Genomic DNA, 18,070 nt, shown 5'->3' with positions numbered 1-18,070 from the left:
AAAAGAGGTGCCCTTATGCAGGATCTAAAAGCCAAGAAGCTCCGTTGTGAATACCGTAATAATCCAGTAGGAATCGATGTATTAAAACCTAGACTTAGCTGGCAGATGGCAGCAAGCGGTAGGAATGTGAAGCAAGCTGCCTATCAAATCCAGGTTTCGGCTGACAATGCCGGATCCTTCACAGGCCCACTGGCATGGGACTCAGGAAAGATAATCTCCGACCATTCTGTTCATGTGGAGTACGAGGGAGACCCGCTGCAGCCCAGCACCAAATATTCGTACCGGGTAAGAATATGGAGCACATCGGATGAGGAAAGCGGCTGGAGTGAGACTGCTTACTGGATCACTGGATTATTAAGCTCAGCCGGTTGGAAAGCACAATGGGTCACCGGCATGTATGGTCAATCAACGGGTAAGTCCGAGCCTGCCGACCTGCTGCGCAAAGCATTCGATATTAAAGAAGAAGTAAAAGTTAAATCCGCTGTTGTCTTTGTAACTGCCTTGGGCTTGTACGAATTGCAGCTTAACGGTCAACGAGTTGGCGATTGGCTGCTCACACCGGGATGGACCAGCTATAGCAAAAGACTGCAATATCAAACGTATGACGTTACAAGTTTGCTGCAAGCAGGCGACAACGCCATCGGGCTGATGCTGGCTGACGGCTGGTACAGAGGCAACCTGGCATGGAAGGAACAACGCAACTGCTTCGGAGAATACCGTGCAGGGATGATGCAGCTTCATATTGTGTACGCGGACGGCAGTGAGCAGACACTTGCAACGGATGACAGCTGGAAAGCATCGGAAGGGCCGATCCGTATGGCTGAGCTGTATCATGGCGAGACATATGACGCACGGATGGAAGCAAATGGATGGAGTGCCTCCGGTTATGACGACACGGATTGGAGAGCCGTCACTATTGTGGATTCAACACTGGACTTGCTTATCGCACAGGAGAATGAACCGATGAGGATTGTTGAGGAGATTCGTCCGGTTCAGGTGCTGTATACGCCTGCGGGCGAAACCGTCCTCGATATGGGACAAAACATGGTTGGCTGGATGCGTTTTACGGTTAAGGGTGAGGCTGGCCGAACCATCACGCTTCAGCATGCGGAAGTACTCGACAAGGACGGAAACTTTTATATAGGGAATTTACGGTCCGCGAAGCAAACTATAACCTATACCTGCAAAGGGGAAGGTACGGAAAGCTACGAGCCCCGCTTCACCTTCCAAGGCTTCCAATATGTCAAGGTCGAGGGCTATCCGGGCGAGGTGCTTCCTGAACATTTTACAGGCTGCGTAATTCATTCGGATTTGGAGCAAACAGGCAGCTTTGAATGCTCCCATCCCTTGATTAATCAGCTTCAGCACAACATACTGTGGGGGCAAAAAGGGAATTTTGTTGATGTCCCAACGGATTGTCCGCAAAGAGATGAGCGGTTAGGCTGGACTGGCGATGCCCAGGTATTTGTCCGGACATCGGCGTTCAATATGAATGTAGCCTCCTTTTTCACCAAATGGCTTAAGGATTTGAGAGCTGACCAATTCCCTGATGGCGGAGTTCCCTTTGTCGTGCCCGATGTTCTATCAAAGGACACCCACTCCTCTTCCGCATGGGGAGATGCAGCCGTCATTTGTCCTTGGACTATGTACTTGTGCTATGGGGATACACGCATTCTTGAGGAGCAGTATGGCAGTATGAAGGGCTGGGTTGAATATATACGCAGTCAGGGCGTCAATTCCTTATTGTGGAATACAGGCTTCCATTTTGGGGATTGGCTCGGGCTAGATGCGCGAGAAGACAGCTATACAGGGTCTACGCCTAAAGATTTGATTGCATCTGCATTTTATTACCACTCTACCCGCCTTCTGAGCCTAGCTGCGGATGTGCTCGGCAATCGCGAGGATGCCGAAGCCTACCAAAGCTTGAGTGATAATATCAAAAAGCAGTTCTGCCATGAATTCATTACGCCTGCCGGCAGACTTATTGCACCAACGCAAACCGCCCATGTTCTAGTGCTGATGTTCGGGCTCGTTGAAGGAGAAACGCACAGCCGCGTAATTAAGACACTGGTAGATTTGATTGAGGAGCAGCAGTTCCATCTGACAACCGGTTTTGTCGGCACCCCCTACTTATGCCATGTACTTACAGAGAATGGATACCATGATGTAGCGCTCAAGCTTGTTTTGCAGGAAAGCTACCCTTCCTGGCTGTTCCCTGTAACGAAAGGGGCGACTACCATGTGGGAGCATTGGGATGGGATTAAGGCAGACGGAAGCTTCTGGAGCGATAATATGAATTCATTCAATCATTACGCATATGGGGCAATCGGTGACTGGCTCTACCAGGTTGTAGCAGGCATTGATACCGATCATAAGCAAGCAGGCTATAAGCATATCCATATTCGCCCGAAGGCAGGTTATGGGTTTGACTACGTGAAGGCCGGATACGAATCGATTTATGGAGAGATTCGGTCAGAGTGGATACTAGCTGCTGACGGCAAAATGACCGTTAATATTACGATCCCGCCTAATACATCGGCTACCGTGCAGCTGACCGATGCTCGGCTGGAATCCTTGAAGGAAGGCGAGGCTTCCGTTCTCGCCGCAGAAGGTATTCATGTGCGTGAGCAAACGGCAGAAGGTGTTACTATGTTGGTGGGCTCCGGCAGCTATCAATTTCACTATTTGCAGCAATAACAGCAATAACAGCAATAACTATAGCAAATAAACACAAAGAAACCTCTACCTCCATTTTATAAAAGTGGAAGTTAGAGGTTTCTTTGCTGCTTCATCAACTATAGAAGCATGAATTTTTTGGGAAATTGATATTGCAGGCTTCTCTTAAGCAGCGCCCCGTTGAGGCGGACGACTGCGGGTAGAACGGATTGATTTTCTGATTCGCCCATAGATGGAAATGACAACCCAAGGGACAAGCAGGCTGAGTAAAAAGGCGCTGATCGTATAAGCATAGTAATCCAGCATACTCCCGCTGCCGATCACAGCATGTGTACGCCAGTAGGTCAATACGGCCGGATGCATCAAGTAGATGCCGAACGATACTGCACCGAGTGAGAGCAGAGCCCGACTCACTTTAGGCCAATGCTGGAGAAGCTTGCGTCCAATCCATATAAAGCTCATAGCTGCAAACATCGGATAAATGTTGAACAGCAATGTATACCAAGTATTATCCAGAACCGCTTTCGTCAATACCTCCAGCAAGAACAAGCCCATAAAACCTAAGCCAAGCAGAATGGTTAACGGCAGCACCCAACGGATATGCCTGGAAATCCAAGCTGTAAACACATCATAATTCATTCCAATATATCCGCCCAAAGTAAAGAGGCTGAAATACGTTACACTCAATGACGCCGTATGATTCAACGGTTCTATCCAATGGTTATAGCTGTAAAATGCTGCCTGAATCGCAATGCCGATAAAAAACAAGCTCTTACGAAAGCCGCTCCAAGCTCTGCAAAGCCAGACCAACAGCGGAAACAGCAAGTAAAACTGAACAATAATAACCATAAAATACAGATGGTACGAAGCGTCTGCCCATGGCAGCAAATCAAGAAACTGGGCCCAATCCCAGTGCAGCTGTTGAGGATAGAAAATCCATTGATTATACAAATAATAAAACGCCGACCAAATCAAGTAAGGAAATAAAATCTGCTTTACGCGTTTCAAATAAAAGGTAACCGCCTGCTTACCGCTCCAATCGTCGATATACCGGTAAAAAAGCACCAATCCACTAAGCAGAATAAATAAGGGAACTGCAAAATTGCTCAGCTTATTAACAGCTAGAAATAACGCTTGAGAGCCTGATCCGACAGGCAGCTCTACGGTTGCCTCGGATGTTCCGTGAATAATAAGCACAGCTAGTATGGCGAATGCTCTTACGATGTCCAGCTCTACCAGTTTTGATTTCTTTTTGACCACCGCTATTCCAATCCTTCCGTCCTTAATTCAGGTTACAAGAGGTTATTCAAAAAACACCCTTTTGAACTCTCATTGTAAGGTTATCTTCAAGCATTGTACCATATTTAGGTGTACCTGTATCAACGGTTAAGCAGTCGCTCACATTTATGCATAAACACTTATATTTACTTATTATTTACTTAAATTCACTTAAAATATGTTGCGAATCAACTGATTACCCCTTATAATTCCTCATATAAGCTGATCTTGAACCCTTAACAAAGGAGGCCTCCCTGTGTATCAAGAAGAACGGCTGATCGAAATTGTCCATTATTTAGAAAAGCACAAACGGATCAGCACCGAGAACATATGCGGTTTGTTTGACGTTTCACGTGACACTGCACGCCGGGACATTATCAAGCTGGAGGAGCAGGGCCATATATTACGAACCCGAGGTGGGGCAATACTGCCTACTTTGTCCAAAACCATTGCCAATTACGACGACAGACTTTTGGACGAATCAACAACAGAATCAAAAAAAGCGATCGGCAAGCTTGCCGCCTCTCTGCTCCATGACGGCGAATACTTGCTATTGGATGCCTCAACCACTGTACAAAGCGCCGCCGAGCAAATCTATACCAAAGGCCATGTGGCCGTTACAAACTCGATAGACATTGCCGGTATTTTGAATCAAAAAGAAGGTATCTCCATCCATCTGCTAGGTGGATTACTTCATCAAGAGCATCGATTTATTTATGGTTCCCGTGCTATAGAAATGCTCAGTGATTATTATGTTCATAAGCTTTTTATGGGAGTATGCGCAATTACAGCTGACGGAATAACTACCCCAAATGAGGAGGATGGCTACATTCTAAAAGAAATGATGCGCCGTGCCGATCAGGTCATTCTGTTGGTAGACCACACCAAATTCGGCAAACGCCAATTTCACCGAATTGCGGGTTTGGAGATGATCGATATTCTCATTACCGATCAGGAGCCTGACGAACGATTGAAGGAAGCCCTGCTTCTGCATGAAATAGACATCATGATAGCCAAAGGAGAGAATCAACCATGATCAAGCTGATAGTCAGCGACTTAGACGGCACTTTAATGCAGAAGGACCATACCGTTCGGTTAGAGGATCAAGAAGCATTAAGAAAAGCCTTCGAAAGCGGCATTATTATTACCTTCGCTTCAGGGCGCATGTACCCAGAGATCCGGCATATTATGAAGCTGATTGGCTTGGACGTACATGCAGTCTCGCAAAATGGCGCTTATGTGCACACTTCAGACAAAAATTTGATCCGGCACGACAGCTTTGAAACGGAGCTGATTCGGCAGCTGGCTGTAGCAGCGAAGGAAACGCCTTTTTTTACCGTAATGTGCAGTCCCGATACTTATGTGGTCACCAGCCATAGCGCTGAAAATGAAAAAGTCCAACAAAACTTGTTGGCTCCGCTCATTGTGATGCCAAACGCTCTGGAAGCGCTCGGCGGTGAATTGATGTGCTGTAAAATTTCTTATTTGGGTGATATTGAGCAGCTGCTGACGTTCAAACAGCACCTGCTTTCGGTTCATGGGGATAAAATCGATGCCTACATATCCGATGTCAACTGTCTGGATGTCATGCCCCGTCATATTTCCAAAGGCGCAGGTCTGAAGGCGCTGCAAGCACAACTCGGTATTCTGCCTGAGGAAACAATCTGCATCGGCGATTCATTCAATGATGTTTCGATGTTCCAGAGCACACCGCATAGCTTTGCTATGAGCTCCAGCCATTCAGATATTAAGGCACAGGCAGCTTACGTAGTGGATCGTGTGGCCGATGCCGTTGATTGGGCATTGAAGCAGGCCGTAAATTAGTAGATGAATACGGGGTGGCTGCTGCTAGTATGTACGTTGGCAGCAGCCTTTATTGCGTTCCTTCACACTGATAGACGAGCTTTAAGCCAATCATAGGCTATTAGCCCGGAAACCTCATGCTTCCCTGAATGGATGTCCTTATCAAGCTTATCATCCGCATTTGCTGCTTGATAAATAGTATGCAGTTGTTCGATCGCCTTAAGCGTACCGTGAATCGGAAACCCCTTGTCCTCTTGGCCGGACTCTATAAGTAATGGCCGAGGCGCGATCAACCCGAAAATATCCGGCATCTCGGCAGCATTCAGAAGTCCGGGGATGTAATTATCCGAGCAATGAGGCTTGGCCAGAATACTATCCCTGTAAGTATTCGTGTAACCGCTGATGACAGCTGCACGTATTCTTTCATCGATGGCGGCCGTTAAAGCCATGACTAGCCCACCCCCAGAGAATCCCATACAACCTATTCTGTCCGATGCCACATCCGTTCGAGACAGTAAATAGTCTACACAGCACATCATCTCATGCACCCGGTATCCGGCAAGCGTTTTCCCGGCCATCAGCAGATTCGTCGATAATCGGAAGCATGAATTATCCTTGGGCTCCTTAGCCCTGTCCTGCTCCAGCCTTCTATCACCTAAGCCGAGCAATTCGGGCACTATCACCATAAATCCCCGCTTAGCCAGCTCTATCGGAAAATCCTTGTATATCCCTGGTCCCTCCGGCCGGACACTTCCATCAGGAAGCAAGCCCGTTAACTCTTTATACCCATAGCCATGCCCGGGACAAGCCACAATAGCAGGGTAGGGCAATGGCCCACTCTTAGGGATTAGCAGATAAAGCGGCATTAGCAGATGAGGAGCCGTAGTAAGCTGTATATGCTCCCGAATGTACTCTCCGCAATCAACCCGTTCAATAAGCACAGGATTCAAGTCTGTGCCTGATTTAGGCGGTAAAACAAGTGCTTGTATTAGTACTTCCTTTAAATTGGCTCTCCATTCAGCCCATTGGTCGTAGGTTTCGGCTTTGAAGGCATACTCAGGAGTCTGGTTATACAATTGTTCAAGAAAATCATCCGGATTCCACATGTCAGCTGCTCCTCCTTTTCCTTATACTAAATAAGCTTTGCGGAGTACGCTTTTAACAACTGAGTCGTCCATCCCAAGACCCGGGCCTGTAGGAGCCTTGATAATTCCATCCTTGACTTCCATTTGCGGTGTAAATAAGAAGCGGGTATCTTTAACTCCGGTTTTATTTTCCTGGAACTTGCCTATGTTGGGAATATAAGAAGCAAAATGAAGCACATATACGTATCCATATCCGCTGGAGATATGCGGTGTGACCGGTATCCCTTTTAGGGCAGCCATCCTAGCAATCCTCGTGTTCCTAATAAAACCGCCATTATACTGGAGGTCCGGCTGTACAACCTGTGCCGCATCATTAGCAATGATCCATCTGAAACGCCTCATGCTGGTTTCCTGTTCACCGAAAGCCATAGGAATTCTCAAAGCGTCCGCAACTTCCTTGGTATCTTCCAGATGCTCAAAGGGGCATGGCTCTTCATAGAAGAAGGCATTGATTTCCTCCAGCATTTTGCCGTATTCGATAGCCATAGGCGGATCATAGGAGCCGTTGCCGTCTGCATGAATGCTCATCTCATCACCAAAGATTTTTCGTGTCATATAAATAAGGCTCTCCGAACGTCCATGGATAGAATCGGTGTTTTTACTCATCCGGCCCCCTACCTTGAATTTAATAGCCTTAGCGCCGGTATCCGCTACCTTTTCTTGCAGTACCGCAATTTCTTCTTCAGGCGTAGTCCCTCTGTTACCACTGGCCACATAAATAGGAACCTCATTCCGGATAACTCCTCCTAGAAGATCCCCTATCGACTTACCGCTTATTTGGCCCAGCAGATCGAGCAGGCTTGCTTCTACCCACGAAATACAACACCATAATGCAAGCCCCGACAGCTTATAGTTATTCTCGTAAACATAGACGCCGTCTAGAAGCGCTTCCAAATCCCTTGCATCTTTGCCTATAAAAAACGGGATAATCAGCTGCTTAAGAAGGGGATGCAGATATTCTGCACGCTCGCTTGCCACTGCCACTCCTACAGAGCCGTCCTTTGACCTGGAACGCAGGAAATATAAACCGTTGTTAAAAAGAAGCTCCATCGATTCTATAATTACAGGAGATTTAATTTCATCAGCTTGCAGCACTTTGGAAGTAGCCGCGGCCTCTAAGTCTTCCAGACTAACATCCTTTTGTGCTTGGGTAAGAGCGCCGTTTAAATGCAAATAAGACAGGTCCGAATATTGGTTTCCCATAGTTACAGCTCCTTATTAATTATTTAATAGTTCATTACACACCGTACATGGCACGCTATTCTCCGCCTTTGTTGTTAAACCACATCTCCCGATACTGCCCCGGCGTAATGCCTGTCGATTTTTTGAAATAACGGATAAAATTTTGCGGGTTATTATATTGAAGCTTCTGAGCCATATCCGATATTTTCATTTCCGTTTCCACTAGCCATTTCTTTGCAATTTCCATCCGGTACGTAAGCAAATAGTCAGTAAAATTAATGTCCAAGCTCTTCTTGAGCGCACGACGGATGTAGCTGGAATGATAGTTAAGCCTGGAAGCACACTCCTCCAGCGTAAGCTCACGATCATATTCACTCTGAATAATCCGGATAACCTCATTGGATATTTTGTTGTACGGCGCTTCATTGCTTTGTTCTCCCGAACGAATGATAGGCTCTATGATTTGCTGAGTAAACCATTGCTCAATTTCTTGAACGGTATTAAGCCTTTTCAGCTGCACATACAGAGGTATGGCATTCGTATCAAGAGAAGAGAAGGCAGTATCCGGCAGCTCTGGAATGTATAACAAATCCAACAAAAGCTTCATCAGCCAGTTCTGCATTTGGTTGTGGGTCAGCTCCCGATTGGACAAGATCTGCAAAAATTCCTTCAGCAAGGCAGCAGCCCGCCTCTCATCCGAAAACTTTACAGCCTCGACTAGCTGCTTCTCCAAATGCTCAGGAAAATACACCATTTGCGTCTCAGGCTCTTCATTCTCAATAAAAAGAATCGTCTCGGTATCCTTCGTAATACGGTATTTCAAAGCATCGAGACCTTCAGCATACGCTTTAGGCGTACAATCATAGGTTGAATAAGGGCGGCTGATCCCTGCGCTGACAGGGAGACCAAGAAAGGCCAGCACATTTTCCTGAACCTGCTTGATTGTATCGTACATGAATGCCTTGAAGTCTTCAACCGATTCATGATTGCCGCTGAAAACAGTCACCTGCGATTGCTCAATGACAACAGGACTCAGGCGATGCTCCGGCAGAACTGTATCCTCAACAATGTTACTAATCGCAAACAACAGTAAATCGCGGTCACTTTCCAAATAACGAGTTTGCTCCAGCGTGTCGATCTGAATAGCTACCACGGCTAGCCAACGAAATTTCCGGGAAAATCCGAATAACTGAAGCTGCTCCTCAATTTCCTTGTGCGTCAATTCACCTTGAACCAGCTTGAATATCATAAACGGCTTTAGCTGCTGCCTCAGTCTTTGTACGTGGCTGGTCATATGGATGTAGTTCTGCGACATTTTCTCCATTCGCCGTTCGATCGCCTGAAACTCATCCTGCGGCTCCTGAGGATCAGGGGCATCATCTGATCCTGCTGTCCTCTGATACAAGGTGCGTAAGGGCGAATAAAGCTTGTTTGCTCCCTGCATAGACAGCAGAATAATCAGAACAATGATAATGACACTTGCCCAAATGGTTGCCCATCCAATCGATTTCGACTCGCGCGTAATACTGTCAATTGAAACAATAGACAGGTAGGTCCAACCGTTATAGGAAGACTTGCGGAAAGTAAAACCATATTCCTCCGGACCGATTCGTCCGATTCGGTAGCCGCTGGCTTCCGGTGTCTGTTTTACATCACCGAACAATGGCGAATTTCGCAAGGCCAAATCAAATCCGGACTTTAGGTCATCCGTGATGATCTCCCCATTCTCATCGAGAATGACCAGAGATCCCAGCTCGCTGCTTTTTGGCAGCAGCCTGAATAGCTCCTGATTGGACATTTGAGTGACTAATAACGCAGACGGATTCACCGAATAGCTGGGAAATCGTTTGACTAAGGTGATACTCGAATGCTTGGACTCCCCGTTCTGACCATCCGATACTTGGCTAATCCATTTGAAGGGCTTGTCCAGGAGCGTATAAGAAGAGAGTCGGCTCGCATCCGAAAACTCATCCAGCTTAACATAGCCTTTATTGCTAATGACCCATTGATAATCCAGGTTAATCAACTGGATATCCCTAATCCCCAGCTCATAGATTTGAATGCGCTGCAGCGTTTCAAGCAATTTATCAACCAGCGGAAAATCCTTTGCTTGGATCGGTATTTGAAGAACATCGCTTACAGCCTGTGAGCTCGCCACCTGAAAAATCGAAAAATCGATGATCTTCAATGTATTTTCAAGCTGGGTTTGCGTTTGCAGCAGCAATTGATCATTCCCTTGCAGCACCTTGCTTTCAATAATGCTGGAGGATTTGAGATACGAAAAAATGCCCAGGACTATAACAGGAATAGCTCCAAACAACAGGCATAAGGTGAATAATTTTATCTGATAACGGGACAAGCTCAGCTTCATGGCGTTCTCTCTTTCTTAAAGTCCATTGGGAGATAATTCTGCCATCATTATCGCATAGAGCTTGATGAAATCATATAATCATCAGCGAGACTTTTTAATGAAAAGGGAAGGGGAACCCGCTTCGGCCCCCCTTTACTGCTTACTTTTTCATTGTTTTCTCATAGTCGCTCTTATATTCGGAGATTACTTGGTCGCCGCCATTTTTCTGCCAATTCGCTACCGCTTGCTCAAAGCCTTTCTCATCCAATTCACCTATAATGAATTTAGTTCTGGCATCGGTAACCACCTGATCAAGCTGCTTTCCTTTTTCCATATAGGTTTTGGAGAGGAGAGGCAGAGCCGGATTGGGAACCGCATATTTTTCATTCTCCTGAATCAGTTTATTGAACTTGGCTACGCTCGGATCAACATTGCCTGCAAGTGCCTTGCTGCCGTCAAATACCATTAACTGGAATAAGGTGTTATATACTTCATCCGTGAAAACCTTCTCGTCGATACGGACAGCTTTACCATTCTCAACCTTATAGTGCTTGCCTTCGATTCCCCATGTCATCAAATTTTGTACTTTCTCGTCACCGAGCTTATCGATAAAGGTTAATACCTGCTTCAACTCAGCCTCTGTTTTCACGCTTGTTTTGGGAATCATGAACACACTATTATAGCCGGTTCCCCCTTGTACCTTGATGCCGTTAGGGCCGCTTACATTTGCGATAGTATCCAGCTTGGCGTTCGGGTTCGATTTGAATAAATCTGTAAATCTCGCATTTAAATCATCATAAGCCCCGATGTAGACACCTGCTTTACCTTGATTCAGCAGTACCGTACGGTCTTTAACTACAGGAAAATCACTGTTGAATACTTTATCCGCATACATTTGCTTAAGCAGCTTAAGAGTATCCACATAAGGCTTTGTCATGAAATCCGGCGTCATGCGGCCGTCTTTATACTCCCAAGTGTTAGGTGCACCCATAATGGAGAGAAAGTGGTAAAATTGTGCGCTGTTGGCATCAAACGCAATGCCGAATGTATCGTTCTTCCCATTCTTGTCCGGGTCGTTATAAGTGAATGCCTTGAACACATTCAGTAATTCCTCTATGGTTTTGGGTTCCTGAAGACCTAGGTTATCCAGCCAATCCTTGCGGATGATTAGACCGTTGCGCGCAATCGCTCTCCAACGGAATATACCGTATACTTTGCCATCAACGGAGATGTTACTCAATCGGGCTGCATCCAGCGTTTTCAAGTTCGGATAGTCCTTCAGATAGGGCCCTACCTCCCAGAACAATCCCGCTCGCGCCGCCTCGATAATAGCCGGATTGCGATCATCCTTAACCAAGAGCACCTTCGGCAAATCACCGGCCACAGCAATGGAAGCCGTAACCTTCTCACTGTAGCTGGCGCTTGGCACCCAAGTCACGTTTAGCTTGGTGTTGGTATATTCCTGCAGCAGCTTCATCGGCTCACTATCCATTTTGGGCGGCTCCGCAGTCAAATACTGGTTCATCATTGTAATTTCGATGGGACCGGATGGAGCCGCTCCACTTGGGGCTGATTCTCCATTTGCACATGCCGAAGTGATTACCAGTGATAAGGCTCCTGCGGTAAGCAGACCCTGCTTGAATAAACGTTTTGTATCCATGTATATATGCCTCCTGATCTCATTGTAAATTAGAATGCGTTTAATGAATCGGTCCTGCCTAGCCTTTGACAGAGCCAAGCAATACTCCTTTGGCAAAATGCTTTTGCAGAAACGGGTATACGAGCAAAATAGGCACCGTCGAGACCACGATAACTGCCATCTTGATCACTTCGCCGGGAGGAGCTACATAATCGTTACCCATCTGCTGAGAGTCCCCGATTCCCCCTTGCGATAAAATGACGATCTGGCGAAGCCATACTTGAATCGGCCATTTTGAACTATCGTTGATGTAAAGAATAGCATTAAAAAACGTATTCCAGTGCCCCACTGAATAAAATAAGGCGAAGGTAGCCATAGCTGGAAGCGAGAGCGGCAGCACGATGCGGATTAAAATCTGAAAATCGTTGCATCCATCGATTTTGGCCGATTCCTCCAGCCCGTCAGGAAGCTGCTGAAAGAAATTCCTCAGGATAATCAGGTTAAACGCGCTTATTGCACCTGGAATTAACAGCGACCAATAACTATTTAGCATCCCGAACGATTTGACGACAAGAAAGGTCGGAATCATCCCTCCGCTGAACAGCATCGTAAACAGTACCAACAGCATGATGGGCCTGCGTCCGACAAATTCATTCCTCGCAAGCGGATAAGCGGTCAAAGTTGTGAAAAAAAGATTGATCAGAGTCCCAGCAACCGTAATGAAGATCGTCACGCCGAGACTCCACAGAATTGTTTTTGTTGAAAAAATATACCGATAGCCGTCAAGAGAGAATTGAGTCGGAAATAAGACAACTCCGCGCTTGACCAACTCTTCTGAAGCTGTAAGAGACCCTGACAGTACGAATAAAAACGGAATGACAGCAAATAAAGCAACAGCGATCAGGATAACGGCATTAACTATATCAAAAAAGCGTGAACCGAGCGATTCGCGAACCATGGCAATAGCCTCCTTTCCACATTAGTAAACTCCCTGCTCCCCCATCTTCTTAGCCAATTTGTTAGCTGCCAGCACCAAGAAAAGGCCTATAAGCGACTTGAACAAGCCGACTGCTGTGCTGAAGCTGAATTGTCCTTGTTGAACACCATTGGAGTATACATAAGTATCGAATACCTCTCCCACTTCCCGATTAGTCGAATTGAGCATCAGGAAGATTTGTTCGAAGCCAGTATCGAGAAAATTGCCGAGCCGAAGAATGAACAAAATAACAATAGTGCTGCGAATAGCTGGCAATGTAATATGCCATAGCTGCCTGAGGCGACTTGCTCCGTCCATCTTGGCAGCTTCATACAGAGTTGGATCCACTCCTGAGAGTGCAGCCAGAAAAATAATCGTGCCCCAACCGGATTCCTTCCATATGACCTCAAGAATGATCATCGGACGGAACCAATCATTAGACATCAAGAAATTGATCTTGTCCATTCCGGCACTCACCAGCATATTGGTGACAATGCCTCCCTCTGTTGAGAAGAAGGTATATACCATCCCGACAACGACTACCCATGAAACGAAATGCGGAATATAGATAGCTGTCTGGATTGATCTCTTGAACCATTCCAGCCGCAGCTCATTAAGCATCAGCGCGATTAGAATCGGGATTGGAAAGAAGAAGACAATATTGTAGACAGCCAGTATAAACGTATTTTTAAACAGCAGCCAGAACACCGGGTCATGGAAGAAACGGTCAAAATGCTTGAAGCCTACCCAAGGACTGTTCCAAAACCCGCGAAACGGAAGATAATCCTTAAAGGCGATTAAGACCCCCCACATCGGTAAATATTTAAACAAGGCGAAATACAACAAGCCTGGAGTAACCATCACATACAAGTAGCGGCTTTTGACAATACGGCTCCAGTAGAGACTTGCCTTGCGGCTGTAATTAGCCTGTGCCGCGTTCGTTGCCTGAGTTTTCAAGCGTCATCCTCCCTTCTCTTGGTTTCCCTGTTCTTGTGGATTCATACCGAGCACATCTTCAACACGAATCGGGCGGTTCTCCTGGACCGATCTCCAAACGGCTTCACCCGTTGCTACTGAATAAGCGCCGTCCATCGAGCCGGACAAAATGGGGTACGCCCGCTTCGGATCGGAACCGAGAAAAATGTCCTCCAGCAATGCCGGATCCCCGCCGCCGTGTCCACCTTCCCTGTGTACAACATGTATCGTTTCCTTCGAACCAAACAACGGGAAGTAATCGATAGTTTGTTCCGGAACTGGGAACGGCACTCTGCCTGAGGAATGATATTCCATAGTTTCGATACGACCCTTCGTGCCATTGATAGCAAGCCTGTAGCCTTCATAAGGCAGCGAGAAGTTGACGGAATAGGATAGCAGGGCTCCACCGTCATATTTGACGTTTGCAGAATAGGTATCTTCGATGTTGATTTCTGAATCGAAGATACAGGCATCAGCCCGATAACGGCTGTACGGTGCATTAGCATCAACAGGGCTCTCCGTACCGATATGATCATCTTTCACATGTACTTCCTTGCTTCGGGACGACCAACGCATGAAATAGCTGCAATCCTGCTTGACTTCACAGGTTGAACAATAGCGTCCGTCCTCCTTCTTCGGATTCATTGCGCCATCAGTCCCATAATAGTTGAGCGCTCCGTAAGCAAACACCTCTTTGGGCTTCTGGCCGATCCACCAATTCACCAGATCGAAATGATGGGAGCTTTTATGAATGGAAAGCCCTCCGGAATGCTCACGTATACGGTTCCACCGTTTGAAGTAGCTCGCTCCATGGTAGGTGTCGATGTACCAATTTAAATCTACAGAGGTCACTCGGCCGACCTTTCCTTCCAGCACCATTTCTTTGATACGGCTGTGAATCGGCGCATAACGGTAATTAAAGGTAACGGTAACGGTTCCTTTACTTCTTGCTTCCGCTTCGATAATCCGACGGCAATCATCGCCGGTTGTGGCCATCGGCTTCTCGGACAGCACATCCAGATCATGCTCAAGCGCTTGGATAATGTACCCGGCGTGAGTATCATCCCGCCCGACTACGATAATCACATCCGGCTTTGTCCGTTCAACCATTAACTCGAATTGTTCCGAACTGTATTCAGGTACAGCAGCTAACTCCGGATATTTGATTTTGCAAACCTCAAAACGTCTTGGATCGCTATCAAGCAAACCGACGATGTCAGCTTGGTTCGAAAAGGTTTTTAGCATCGGACCAATAAACATTTTCATGCTTCGATTGCTGACCCCACATATAGCGTATCTTTTTCTCATGCAGCACCTCATTTGTGATAATGAACTTTAAGTCGACCGTTGAACCTGACTCTATTATTTCTTACAGCACTAATAAATGGCTACAATCCTCAAAGCGACAATTGAGCGCTGCCTTGCGGAAACCGTGCTGTGACGGGCATTTATGACCTCATAATCTTGAGCGCTGATTTTAGTAATCTTTATAGATACTCCGTATCATTGACCAGTGGAAACAGAGAGTTATATGGGTAAAAAGCAAAGAACCTGAGGTTGGAGCCTCAGGTTCTTGTCATAGCATATAGGTTGCAACGCTTTTGTTTCCTTACGAGCCAAAGGAATATAGCTTGCTCCACTGCTTGCCGCCATCTGTTGTTTTATACAAAACAGATGGCTTGGAGTACGCATAGGTCAGCAGCCAGCCCTCTTGGTCATTCACGAACGAAGCTACTGCATCCTGTCCGGGGAGCTTCTGGCTTCCATTCGTCCAGCTGGTTCCCGCATTAAGCGTCCAGCCAACTGAAACCTCACCCGAGTCTCCGCATGAGCGGCAATTGCCCAGCATGAAAGCCGTTTGCTGGGAAAGCGGGAGCAGCTGCCCTGGGCTATTACCAGGACCTTTAGGTACGGTTTCGCTACCTGTTTGAAACCCAGGCGCCGGTCCGCCCCCTGCAGTTGAATTGGCTACCACGTTGATCCAATTCTTCCCCGCATCCTTACTATGCAGCAATGAATAAGAGGTTTGCGTCATACCTGAATCGCCAATTAACTGGACCCAGACATCATCCTTGTTTGTTGAACGGATTACAGCCCCATTCAATATACTTCCGACAGGTTGACTATAAACAGATTGCCAAGTTTTGCCGGCGTCCTTCGTATGTTCTATTTGGAACACATTACCTTTATTCACTACAGCCCAGCCCTCGGTACTGGAATTAAAGTAAGCCTCACCTGCTATTTCAGCAGGAACTGGAAGCTCACTCCAAGCTTTACCGCCATCTTGCGTCATTTTATTCCCGCTGAAGCCCACTTGCTCTGATACAAAATGGATCTCCTTCCCTAAGGCAGCAGATGGATTAATAACGGACCAATTGGCACCTCCATCAACCGTATGAAGAAGGCTGCTTTTCTTCGGGCTTCCGGCTGGCGATCCAGCCCCCGGACCATTCATTTCGCCTTCATAAGCCCAGCCTACTTTCGGCTTATCGCTTAAAAATGCAAACAAAGCTATATTTCCTGTCCCTGAATATTGATTATCCCAATGCTGTCCCCCATCTGTTGTATGGGAGATAAAACCATTACCGCCCGCCCAGCCTTCGGTCGCACTGACGAAAGCAACCGCTGTTGCGGCAGCCTTGGATTTCGTCTGATCAGACGTCGCCGGATTTCCCTGCGAAGGCTCCTGAGGCTTTGAAGAAGGTACAGAGCCCGCTCCATCCGATGGTTTGCCAGTTGGATCCGTTCCTTGTGCCGGTTGGCTAATAGCTGGAGCTGTCGGTTCAGGCTTAACAGCCGCTCCAGGTTTATCCTCACACCCAGCGATTATCAGTAGAACGATGGTCGAAAGCAGAGCCAGCTGCACAATTCGTAAGTTTCTCATCTCTATTCCTCCCGTTCTCTAAACTATTTAGCCATTTTCATCTGCTTACCCTGTGTCCTTATAGACGGTACTTCAACAAAATAGGTTACAACTATTTTAGACAAAATAAAGAAGGCTGAATCAGTTCAGCCTTCACGATGATTAATTTTATGCTGTTTAGTCGCGTCCTATCAGTTTCAATACTTTGTAGGGATGCAGCTCCGCATCAACTATATTAGCTATAACAACAGGATCATTTTCAAAAATGCGGCGAGCTGCTTCCTCTGAATCTGCTTTAAAAACAACCATACCATATGCGCCGTCTGTACATGCTCCCGACATTAATAGAGCTCCTTCGGCATGCAAGCCGTTACAATACTCGAAGTGAGCGCCCATAGCAGCCATTTCTTCAAGACTCAGCGTTTGCAGGAAATCCTCACGCTTCGGTTTAAACATATAAACAAATTCCAACTGTTCCATTAATCCTAATCTCCTTTGATAACACTTCTTGACGAAAATGCTTATAATAGTCAATCACATAGTAAATGAACTTTTGACGATGTGTCAAGTCAACATGTTGTTAAATCAATAACCTGTGGATTTATTAAAAGTCCTTGGCCTTCCCAGCTTTGAGCCCTATCGATGTAATAAGTCCATCCATACTGGTGATATTTTTCTCATGCTGGTAATTAGTAAGTTCGGAGTCCCCTTTATTCTCAGCCCATTTCTTAAGCGTGTCGCGGTCTCCTGAATAGGAATAGTACGGAATGCTAAAGCCGCAGGAGGTCTTTACAGCATGAAGCTCTGCACATATGATTTGGCGAGTGCCTGGAAGGAGCTCAAACTTAGGCGTCCAATGATTCCACTCTTCTGTCCCAGGTAAGATAACCCGCCCCTTCCCATACAATCGCAATATCATCGGCGGACCTTCTAATGCTATGAACATAAAGGTAATTCTTCGGTTCTCCTCTAGGTGGGCGCTCGTCTCGTTCCCGCTCCCCGTTAAGTCCAAATAAGCGATTTCTGTTGGTGAAAATATTCGGAGTGCATCATATCCTTTAGGCGAAATGTTGATATGCCCTTCTGCATGCAGTGGAGCAGTCCCCACAAAAAACATCCTCTGCTTTTGTATAAACTCCATATGCTCAGGCAGTAATGCTGTAAACAGCTTTCCCATTTCTCC

14 protein-coding genes are annotated in these 18,070 nt (G+C 46.5%); 3 read left to right on the top strand and 11 right to left on the bottom strand.

Annotated elements, in window-relative coordinates; translation table 11 throughout:
• The first annotated feature begins 15 nt into the window (after window positions 1–15).
• Window positions 16–2,697, top strand: a complete 2,682-nt coding sequence (locus tag GC093_RS03715) for a family 78 glycoside hydrolase catalytic domain (RefSeq protein ID WP_171650505.1) — start codon at window positions 16–18, stop codon at window positions 2,695–2,697.
• Window positions 2,698–2,841: 144 nt separating this feature from the next.
• Here GC093_RS03715 and GC093_RS03710 read toward each other — a convergent pair whose 3' ends face one another.
• Entirely contained in the window at window positions 2,842–3,936 is a 1,095-nt protein-coding gene (locus GC093_RS03710) for an acyltransferase (RefSeq protein WP_312886454.1), read from the bottom strand.
• Window positions 3,937–4,210: 274 nt separating this feature from the next.
• Here GC093_RS03710 and GC093_RS03705 point away from each other — a divergent pair, with 274 nt between their 5' ends.
• Window positions 4,211–4,990, top strand: coding sequence for a DeoR/GlpR family DNA-binding transcription regulator (locus GC093_RS03705; protein WP_171650504.1), 780 nt, complete (start codon window positions 4,211–4,213; stop codon window positions 4,988–4,990).
• Window positions 4,987–5,778 carry an HAD family hydrolase gene (locus tag GC093_RS03700; protein ID WP_171650503.1) on the top strand — a complete coding sequence of 264 codons (792 nt, stop codon included), beginning with the start codon at window positions 4,987–4,989 and terminating at the stop codon, window positions 5,776–5,778. Before GC093_RS03705 ends, GC093_RS03700 begins: the two co-directional genes overlap by 4 nt.
• A 62-nt stretch (window positions 5,779–5,840) precedes the next feature.
• Here the strand turns inward: GC093_RS03700 and GC093_RS03695 are convergent, their stop codons facing one another.
• The 10 genes from GC093_RS03695 to GC093_RS03650 form a co-directional block, all read right to left on the bottom strand.
• The gene (locus GC093_RS03695; RefSeq protein WP_171650502.1) at window positions 5,841–6,863 is read right to left on the bottom strand and encodes a dienelactone hydrolase family protein; all 1,023 of its coding nucleotides are present in this window, start codon (window positions 6,861–6,863) and stop codon (window positions 5,841–5,843) included.
• Between the two features lie 21 nt (window positions 6,864–6,884).
• Complete coding sequence (locus GC093_RS03690; protein WP_171650501.1) at window positions 6,885–8,105, bottom strand: mandelate racemase/muconate lactonizing enzyme family protein; 1,221 nt, start codon at window positions 8,103–8,105, stop codon at window positions 6,885–6,887.
• A gap of 55 nt (window positions 8,106–8,160) precedes the next feature.
• Window positions 8,161–10,455, bottom strand: coding sequence for a helix-turn-helix domain-containing protein (locus tag GC093_RS03685; RefSeq protein WP_171650500.1), 2,295 nt, complete (start codon window positions 10,453–10,455; stop codon window positions 8,161–8,163).
• Between the two features lie 139 nt (window positions 10,456–10,594).
• Window positions 10,595–12,094 (bottom strand): extracellular solute-binding protein, encoded by a 1,500-nt coding sequence (locus GC093_RS03680; protein ID WP_171650499.1) that lies wholly within the window; start codon window positions 12,092–12,094, stop codon window positions 10,595–10,597.
• 58 nt (window positions 12,095–12,152) lie between these two features.
• Window positions 12,153–13,031 carry a carbohydrate ABC transporter permease gene (locus GC093_RS03675; RefSeq protein WP_171650498.1) on the bottom strand — a complete coding sequence of 293 codons (879 nt, stop codon included), beginning with the start codon at window positions 13,029–13,031 and terminating at the stop codon, window positions 12,153–12,155.
• A gap of 21 nt (window positions 13,032–13,052) precedes the next feature.
• The gene (locus GC093_RS03670) at window positions 13,053–13,910 is read right to left on the bottom strand and encodes an ABC transporter permease (protein ID WP_171650657.1); all 858 of its coding nucleotides are present in this window, start codon (window positions 13,908–13,910) and stop codon (window positions 13,053–13,055) included.
• Window positions 13,911–14,009: 99 nt separating this feature from the next.
• Window positions 14,010–15,332: a Gfo/Idh/MocA family protein gene (locus GC093_RS03665; RefSeq protein ID WP_171650497.1), complete on the bottom strand. Its 1,323-nt coding sequence runs from the start codon at window positions 15,330–15,332 to the stop codon at window positions 14,010–14,012.
• A 301-nt stretch (window positions 15,333–15,633) separates the two neighbouring features.
• Complete coding sequence (locus GC093_RS03660) at window positions 15,634–16,908, bottom strand: YCF48-related protein (RefSeq protein WP_171650496.1); 1,275 nt, start codon at window positions 16,906–16,908, stop codon at window positions 15,634–15,636.
• Between the two features lie 156 nt (window positions 16,909–17,064).
• Window positions 17,065–17,367, bottom strand: a complete 303-nt coding sequence (locus GC093_RS03655; RefSeq protein WP_171650495.1) for a YciI family protein — start codon at window positions 17,365–17,367, stop codon at window positions 17,065–17,067.
• A gap of 124 nt (window positions 17,368–17,491) precedes the next feature.
• The gene (locus GC093_RS03650) at window positions 17,492–18,064 is read right to left on the bottom strand and encodes a pyridoxamine 5'-phosphate oxidase family protein (RefSeq protein WP_171650494.1); all 573 of its coding nucleotides are present in this window, start codon (window positions 18,062–18,064) and stop codon (window positions 17,492–17,494) included.
• Window positions 18,065–18,070 lie beyond the last annotated feature (6 nt).

The organism is Paenibacillus foliorum, assembly GCF_013141765.1.
GTDB classification, from domain to species: Bacteria; Bacillota; Bacilli; order Paenibacillales; family NBRC-103111; genus Paenibacillus_S; species Paenibacillus_S foliorum.
This window is presented reverse-complemented; position numbering and strand designations above follow the sequence as displayed.